This is a genomic window from Streptomyces sp. NPDC026659 (assembly GCF_040638245.1).
In the GTDB taxonomy this organism is placed as follows: Bacteria; Actinomycetota; Actinomycetes; order Streptomycetales; family Streptomycetaceae; genus Streptomyces.
Genome location: NZ_JBEZXY010000008.1, coordinates 163255 through 169827, shown reverse-complemented (window position 1 = coordinate 169827; position 6573 = coordinate 163255). Strand labels below are relative to the sequence as shown.

The following is a 6573-nucleotide window of genomic DNA, read 5'->3' as shown; positions in this document are numbered from 1 at the left end:
TCAATTTTTTATTGTAGCCCGCCCCGTGCGGTGCCCCAATGAGCGGAAACGGTATGTCGTGGAGATTTCCACCCCGATTTGTCGCGACCGCCAGATCGAAAGGCTGGGATATCGCTTCCCGCCAGGGAAGCTGCAGCATCCCCCGCGCGGTAAGAAAATCATCCGTACCCTCGTCCAGAACAGACGACCCCGTCCGAGTGAAGAGCACCTGCACCCGCTCGTCCCCGTCGAAGACGGACAGCAGGTCCAGTAGCCGTGTCGCGGACGTGATGTTGTGCACGACTCCGAGGACGCTGCGTTCGGCCCGTACCGTGCTCCAGCGCTGCCGGTCCTGGTGCAGGGGTACCGGCAGCCGGCCTGGGTCCCTCACGCGTACCCCTCATGATCGTTGGCTCGGCTCGGTAACACGATAACCACATGAGGGGCGGGGGAGGTTACGGCTGGGTCGTGCGTCCCCGGAGCCGAAGGAGCTGATCCAGGCGTGCGCCGATCTCCGACGTCTCGCGGACCGGGGAGGCGAACCTCAGCCGTACGTCCCGATGACTCCGGGCGTACTCGAAGCGCAGAACGAGGCCGTGGCGGTCGAGCGCGAGAGGGCGGAGACGGAGAAGGGCGTCGTGGAAGTGCGGGTCGGCGAGGTGGCTGAGGGTGGCGACCATGTCGGCGTGGTCGCGGTGGAGGTGGGTGAGGAGGGCGGCTTCCTCGGTGGCCAGGGGGTCGGGGCGGGCGGCGGCGAGTTCGCGGAGGCCGACCCGGGCGGACCTGCCGTCACGCTGCAGGGCGGCGCGGGACAGGTCCAGGCGGAGGGTCAGGATGTCGGGCTCGGCCTGGACCTCGGCCGGGGTGAGGCGTCCGGAGAGGGCGACGCGGGTCCGTACCCGGTCGCGGACCGGGGTGGGGGCGATGTCCGTGAAGTGCAGCCGGCACGGCAGCACACCGCGCGGCGCGGACACGGCCTCGGCGGCGAGCGGGCCGGTCGTCGGGACACGCAGGCGCAGTGTGCCGACGTCGTCCACCGTGTGCATGGAGATCAGGTCGTAGCCGGCGGCCTCGGTCCTGAGGCTCAGGGAGTCGGCGCGTGCCAGGACCGAGCGGATCCGCTCCGCGTTCGTGGGACCGAGAACCATCAACGCTCCTTAGGTTAGCCTCACCTAACTTACCACTCCGGTTCGTCGTCCGTGGCAGGCTCCATGTGCCCTGGGGTCGGCTGTCGAAGGTGCTGATCCAGCCGCACCCGGTCGCCCCGGTTGCCAGGTGTCGGAGTCGACCTGTCGCGGCTCTCGCCAGGCGGTCGGGACGCCGGATAGCTTAGGTGAACCTAACCTAAAAATTCATGCCGACAAGATGTCGGCAAGCTGTTGACTCAGGGGAACCCCGGTTGCAGCATGACTGCGAGCCCTGCCTGGGAGGAATCGTTGTCAACGCCCCTTTTCTCGACGGTCATTCGCGCGGCGAGTCAGGACCGGCACACCGAGGCCGAGAGCGCGCCGTTCATGCACAACCTGCTCAGCGGCCGTTTCGGTGTGGACGCCTACATCCGCTACACGGAGCAACTGCTTTTCGTGTACCGGTCCTTGGAGAGCGCCGCCGAATCGCTGCGGGAGGACCCGGTCGCCGGGCCGTTCCTGCGCCCCGAGTTGATGCGGGTCGCGGAGGTCGAGCGCGATCTGCGGCATCTGCTGGGGGAGGGCTGGCGTGAGCGGATCGCGCCGCTGCCCGCGACCGAGCGGTACGCGGCGCGCGTCGCGGAGGTCGCCGCCGAGTGGCCGGCCGGATATGTGGCGCACCACTACACCCGCTACCTCGGCGATCTGTCGGGCGGTCAGGTCATCCGGAGCATCGCCGAGCGGACCTGGGGTCTGCCGCACAAGGGCGACGGCGTGCGTTTCTACGTCTTCGAGGGCATCGACAACCCGGCCGCCTTCAAGCGGCGGTACCGGGAGATGCTCGACGCCCTGCCGGTGGACGAGCTGGAGAAGCAGCGCGTGGTGGAGGAGTGCCGTCACGCCTTCGCCCTGAACGGCGCCGTGTTCGCGGACCTCGACGCGCTGTTCCCGCTCGGAGCCTGACAGGGCCCGATAGGGCTCGAGCCGCCTGTGGACCCAGGCGGACGGCTTTTACGCGACCCACGACGGTGACGTCTCGGTGGAGAAGCCGGACAGCGCGGACGTGTGGTCGGAGCCCACGTGAGCGACCAAGTGCAGGACACCAACGGCAAGGCGGTGACCGCCGGTTCGACGACCTGGCTGACCCGGAACCGGGTGGTGTTCCACAACGGGACCGGGACGGTGGACCGTTCGGCCGGTGCGGCGACGATCCATTGGCAGGGGTCGTTCACTTCCGTGTTCTACGGCGGTCTGACGTACTGGTCCGCCATCGACCCGACGTTGACGGTGAAGGCCGACGGCACCGCGACGTTGACGGCGACCGCCTCCGGCTACGGCGCGGACATGAACGACCATGACCGACGCGGTGAACAAGGGTGCCTACCTTCAGTCCACCGGCGACCTGAAGCCGGTCAAGGTGACCGACACGCGCGCCGGAGCCCCCGCCTGGTCCGTCTCCGGACAGACCGGCGACTTCACCGGCGGTCTGTCCGGCAAGTACCTCGGCTGCCCCCTCGGTGGTCGCCGCCGGGGCCGGGGCGCACGCCGGTGCCGCCGTGGCGTCGGGCATCGACAGCGGTGCCGGTCTGACCGGGTCCGCCGTCCTCGGCTCCGCCGACGCCGGGCACGCCAAGGGCACCGCGACCCTCGGTGCCGCGCTCGACCTGCGGCTGCCCACCACCACCGAGTCCGGCACCTACACCACCACCCTCACGCTGACCGCGCTCAGCTGACACCCGTAGCACCAGCACAACGCCCGGCACGGGCAACCGCCTTGAGAGGTGACGCCCGTGCCGGGTCGGTACAACGTCGCGAGCGGCCGGTCCCGGCTCATTCCCCCCACGGCGCGGCCGGCCGTTCGACGACGGAGAGAACCATGAACCGAAGACCCGCCACACCGCTCACGATCCGCCGCCTCCTCGCGACTGTGGCGACCGTACTGACCGTGTTCGCGGCCCTGTTGTGCACGGCGGTGAACGCCGGTGCCGTGCCAGGGAGTTCGGGTGAGGGAGAGGTCTCCTGGGGAGCCGCGCCTGCGGACAACGGCGTAGGCAAGGGGCGCAGCCGGTTCGTCTACACCCTCACCCCCGGCTCCCGCGTCACCGACGCCCTCTCCGTGGTGAACCTCGGCGACGGCGCGATCCGGCTCCGCGTCTACGCCAGCGACGCGTTCACCACCCCCAGCGGCGGCCTCGATCTGCTGGCCGGTGACAAGAGGCCCCGCGACGTCGGCTCCTGGATCACCATGAAGTCGACCACGATCACCCTGAAGAGCCGGCAGTCCGCGACCGTTCCCTTCACCCTCGCGGTCCCCCGCCGACGCGACCCCGGGCGACCACTCCGGCGGTGTGGTGACCTCGCTGATCACCGAGTCCGAGGACGGGACCGTACGTCTCGACCGCAGGCTCGGCGCGCGCCTCCATCTGCAGGTCACCGGGCCGCTCAAGCCCTCCCTCACCGTGAGCCGACTGCACGCCGACTACGACGGCACCCTCGACCCGCTCGGCGGCGGCAGCCTGCGGCTCACCTACACCGTCACCAACACCGGCAATGTGCGGCTGAATGCTCGTCAATTCGTCACTTCGCAGGGGCTGTTCGGGATGATCAAGCAGAGCGCACCCATCGGGGACCTGCCGGAGATCCTGCCCGGTGACTCGCTGACCCGTGCCGTCACCGTCAAGGGCGTCTGGCCCGCCGTTCGGCTGGACGCGGGGCTGGTCCTGGAGCCGGTCGCGTCCGACGGTGAGGGTGCTCCCGTACGAGTCGCCCCGGCGACCGCGAGCGAGTCCGTGTCGGCGTGGCCGTGGGGTCAACTCATCGTGCTCGCCGCCCTCGTCGTCCTCGCGGGCGGATATGCGCTCCTGCGCAAGCGCCGCAAGCGGAAGGTGGAGGAGGCCGTCTCCGCGGCCGTGGCCAAGACGCTCGACACCGCACGACAGGACGCTTCGCCGGACGCCTCGCAGGACCCTGCGCCGGACGCCTCGTCCGACTGAGGTCAGCCGCGTGGATCGTCCAGCCTCACCAGCCAAGCCCCCAGCAGGGTTTCGAGCGCATCGGCCTCGGCGGGGCTCAACAGGTCCACCAATTGACGCTCGTTGCGCATGTGGTCGGTGAACGCCTCGTCGATCAGCTCGCGTCCGGCGTTCGTGAGGGCGACGATCCGGCCGCGCTGGTCGTCGCCCGAGCGGCGCCGGGTGACGAGCCCGGCCCGTTCCAGGCGGTCGATGCGCTTCGTCATCGCGCCCGTGGTGACCATGGTGTGCGCGGCCAGTTCGCCGGGCGCCCGCTCGTACGGCGCACCGGCTCGGCGCAGCGCGCACAGCACGTCGAACTCGCCCTCGCCGAGGCCGTATCGGCGGTACACCAGGCACAGTTCCTCGGTGAGACGGTCCGCCAGCCGGTGCAGCCGGCCGATCACGCCCTGCGGGGAGACGTCGACGTCGGGGCGCTCGCGACGCCACTCCTCCTGGATGTGGGCCACGCGGTCCACGGGGTGGGGGTTTTCCATGCCACGGTTCTCCATGCCTCCACTTTAGCTTCCCAGGAAGTTATATTGGCTTCCATGGAAGCCAATGGGCGCTGGGTGGCGCTGACAGCGGTCGCGCCGGTGGCGTGGGGGACCAACTACTTCGTCACGCACGAGTTCCTGCCGCCGGACCGCCCGCTGTACGGGGCCGCGCTGCGGGCACTGCCCGCCGGTCTCGTCCTGCTGGCGATCGGCCGGAAACGGCCGCACGGCGCCTGGTGGTGGCGGTCGGCCGTTCTCGGCCTGCTCAACGTGAGCGTGTTCTTCGTGCTCGTCTACGTCGCCGCTCAACTCCTGCCGACGAGCGTGGCCTCGACCGTCATGGCGGTGTCGCCCCTGACGATGATGCTGATCGCCTGGCTCCTGGTGGGGGAGCGGCCCCGGGGCGCCCATCTCGCCGGAGCCGCGACCGGACTTGCCGGGGTGTGCCTTCTGCTGCTCACCGGGGCCGAGGCCGTCAGCCTGCCCGGAGTCGGTGCCTCCGTCGCGGCCATGCTGGTGTCGTCCCTCGGCTACATCCTCGCCAAGCGGTGGGGTACGGGTGTCGATGTACTCGCCTCGACCGCCTGGCAACTCACCGCGGGAGGGCTGATGCTGCTCCCGGCCGCCGTCGTCGCGGAGGGACCGCCGCCCGCGCTCTCGGCCTCGGCGGTCCTCGCGTTCGGCTATGTCGCCCTGATCGCCACCGCCCTGGCCTGCGTCGCCTGGTTCACCGGACTGCGGCACCTGCCCGCGGGCACCGTCGGTCTGGTGGGCCTGCTCAATCCCGTCGCGGGTGTGCTGCTTGGCACGGTGATCGCCGCCGAGGCGCTGACCGTACGGCAGTGGGGCGGGCTGCTGCTGGTCCTGGCCGGAGTCGTGCTCGGCCGCCCCTCCCGTGCGGCGGACCGGGCGCCGAAATCCCGCCTCCCCGCGCGGCGTCTCCGGCGCCCCCGGCGGCTCAGCCGTCCAGATTGCTGAGGAATTTGCGGGCGGGGACGAAGAACGTCACGCCCGTCACGGCCCGCGAATAGTCCAGAATGCGGTCGTGCAGCGGCGGCGGGTCTCCGATGAACATGCGCTCCAGCATTTTCTCGGTGACCCACAGGTGTCGCGAATAGCCGATGAAATACGTGCCGTACTCGCCCCGGCCGGGATTGGCGAAGGGCATGTTGTCGCGCAGGATGTCGTGTTCGCCCTCGGCGTCCTGGATGGTGCACAGGGTCTTGTGCGACTTCTGGCCCTCCGTCGCGTCCGGCAGTTCGATGTTGTCGAACTTGGTGCGCCCGATGACTGCTTCCTGGGTCTCCGCGGTCTGCGACCGCCAGGCGGGCAGGTTGTGCAGATACTTCTGGATGACCACGTAACTGCCGCCCGCGTACGACGGGTCCTCGTCGCCGACGAGGGTGGCCTCCGGCAGGTCCAGACCGTCGGGGTTCGCCGTGCCGTCGACGAATTCGAGAAGGTCGCGCCCGTTGTAGTAACGGAAACCCGTGACGTCGTCCACGGCCATCACCGAATCGCCGAACGCCTCCAGGAGGATCTTCTCGAATTCGATGATCAGATCGACCGAGTCGCAGCGAATGTGGTAAAGGAGATCGCCTTCGGTGGCGACCGCGGTGTGCTGGGCTCCCCGGATCTCCTGGAAGGATTTGAGTTCCTTCGGCAGCGGTTTTCCGGTCAGCGGTTCCCAGGCGTGGTGGGAGATGCCGACATTGCAGGTGAAGACCGCGGAATTGACCTGCTGGATACGGATGTCCTTGACGAGGTCGTCCGTGCTCGCGACCACGGAGCGCGCCTTGGCCATCGCCTGCTCGCCGGAGTTGATCGTCAGGACCAGGAACGCGGCCGCCGCGGTGAGCGGTGCGTCGATGTACTGCGGCTCGGTGTCGAGGGCGTGCTTGGCGGCGGCGGATCGCGCGTTCTGCGAGGCGGAGTCCATGGGCCTCTCCCGGTGAGCGT

7 protein-coding genes and 1 pseudogene are annotated in these 6573 nt (G+C 69.5%); 4 read left to right on the top strand and 4 right to left on the bottom strand.

What is annotated here, in order from left to right:
• Both AB0E91_RS21310 and AB0E91_RS21305 read right to left on the bottom strand, forming a co-directional pair.
• Positions 1–280, bottom strand: a pseudogene (locus AB0E91_RS21310) (hypothetical protein); the annotation flags it as partial.
• 154 nt (positions 281–434) lie between these two features.
• Positions 435–1127, bottom strand: coding sequence for a DUF2470 domain-containing protein (locus AB0E91_RS21305; protein ID WP_361783994.1), 693 nt, complete (start codon positions 1125–1127; stop codon positions 435–437).
• 258 nt (positions 1128–1385) lie between these two features.
• Between AB0E91_RS21305 and AB0E91_RS21300 the strand changes: the two genes are divergently transcribed.
• From AB0E91_RS21300 to AB0E91_RS21290, 3 genes are all read left to right on the top strand, one after another.
• Positions 1386–2069, top strand: a complete 684-nt coding sequence (locus AB0E91_RS21300) for a biliverdin-producing heme oxygenase (protein WP_361783991.1) — start codon at positions 1386–1388, stop codon at positions 2067–2069.
• Positions 2070–2623: 554 nt separating this feature from the next.
• Complete coding sequence (locus AB0E91_RS21295; protein WP_361783988.1) at positions 2624–2839, top strand: hypothetical protein; 216 nt, start codon at positions 2624–2626, stop codon at positions 2837–2839.
• A gap of 615 nt (positions 2840–3454) precedes the next feature.
• Entirely contained in the window at positions 3455–4099 is a 645-nt protein-coding gene (locus tag AB0E91_RS21290) for a hypothetical protein (protein WP_361783985.1), read from the top strand.
• Positions 4100–4101: 2 nt separating this feature from the next.
• Here the strand turns inward: AB0E91_RS21290 and AB0E91_RS21285 are convergent, their stop codons facing one another.
• Positions 4102–4614, bottom strand: coding sequence for a MarR family transcriptional regulator (locus AB0E91_RS21285; RefSeq protein ID WP_361784588.1), 513 nt, complete (start codon positions 4612–4614; stop codon positions 4102–4104).
• Positions 4615–4668: 54 nt separating this feature from the next.
• Between AB0E91_RS21285 and AB0E91_RS21280 the strand changes: the two genes are divergently transcribed.
• Complete coding sequence (locus AB0E91_RS21280; protein WP_361783982.1) at positions 4669–5592, top strand: EamA family transporter; 924 nt, start codon at positions 4669–4671, stop codon at positions 5590–5592.
• Here AB0E91_RS21280 and AB0E91_RS21275 read toward each other — a convergent pair.
• On the bottom strand, positions 5573–6553 hold the full coding sequence (locus tag AB0E91_RS21275; RefSeq protein ID WP_361783979.1) for a Dyp-type peroxidase: 981 nt from the start codon (positions 6551–6553) through the stop codon (positions 5573–5575). The genes AB0E91_RS21280 and AB0E91_RS21275 overlap by 20 nt on opposite strands.
• Between the last annotated feature and the right edge of the window lie 20 nt (positions 6554–6573).